Source organism: Pseudoalteromonas sp. BZK2, from assembly GCF_014349195.1.
In the GTDB taxonomy this organism is placed as follows: Bacteria; Pseudomonadota; Gammaproteobacteria; order Enterobacterales; family Alteromonadaceae; genus Pseudoalteromonas; species Pseudoalteromonas simplex.
In genome coordinates this window covers 1-1,166 of the sequence record NZ_JACSOG010000085.1, presented here as the reverse complement: position 1 = coordinate 1,166, position 1,166 = coordinate 1, and the positions used below count along the sequence as shown (strand labels likewise).

The window sequence follows — 1,166 nt, the reverse complement described above, 5'->3', positions numbered from 1 at the left end:
GCGACATCGCTTCGCTCTGATCACTGGGCTTCTACAGTCTAGCTTAACGGCTAGGCTGCTTCTTTTTTCTCAGATCCAAAATCCAACTTCGATAATTCGAAGACTTTCGTTTTAACGGATTGTTTCTCCTGAGATACGGGTGCTACCCTTGCGACGATGCCAGCCGCAATTAAATCTAATTCACCTGTCTTTTCTATGCTCTTAGCCGACGATAGATCACGGTTTTGATACCTTCCGCAAGCTACACAAGTGAAATACCTATCGTTCAATGTTAAAACATGGTTTTGGCCGCACTCTGAGCAGATCCCAGTGGACTTCTCAAATCGACCAATTTCGTGATACAACTTACCCTCTAACTCAGCTTTGTATTTTGAAAGCTGAGTTATCAGCCCCATTACGTTATCGGCAACCATGCTGCCATTGAACTTTTGCATCGCTTTTACGTTTAAATCTTCAAAACACGCTATATCAGTTTCATTGATTATCTGTCGTGAAATTTTGTGCGCAAAGTCGAGACTTTGCCTTGAGATTTTACCGTGTAGTTTATTGATGCGTTGTTTAGTTTTGTGCCAACGATTTGAGCCTTTGGTTCGACGCGCAAGCTGGCGTTGCAATTGATTTAGCTTCTCTTTTGACTGTTTTAAAAACTTCGGATTATCGGCCACAAATCCGTTCGAACCAACAACCGTTTGCTTTGAGTTGATATCAAAACCAGTGATCTTTTCCAAAACCTGTTTAGCCGTTTTACACTCCACTTCCTGTGTGATGCTGCATCCCCACTTTCCGTGACGATATTGAATGGTTACGGTCTTAATTTTGCTCGCAAGCCCACGATGCAAAACGATTGGCACTTTGCCGACCTTTGGGATGCTTATAGCGTCATTTTCAATTCGAATACAGTTGGAATTATTGACCGCTCGGAAGCTATCATTGTGAAGCCGCTTCCTTTTGTAGGAAACTTTGTGCTTTGGAAAATGCTGCAAACGACCTTTAGAAAATGCATTCTTCATCGCTGTTTCCAAGTCGCGAGCAACCTGCTGAGCAGCAGCAGAATCAAACGCTTTAATCCAGCTAAATTCCTCGAATGGCTTAATTTCCTTGAGGAGAGAAGCCATATCTTTGTAAAACAGGAATGTTTTATCGTATTCATATCGACGCATATTTTC

Annotated in this window: 1 protein-coding gene; it reads right to left on the bottom strand. The window is 42.3% G+C overall.

Translation table 11 applies throughout. The features are described 5' to 3' along the window. Nucleotides 1-50 precede the first annotated feature (50 nt). On the bottom strand, nt 51-1,166 hold a 1,116-nt coding region (locus tag BIZ38_RS21655; protein WP_187491292.1), incomplete at its 5' end, for an RNA-guided endonuclease InsQ/TnpB family protein.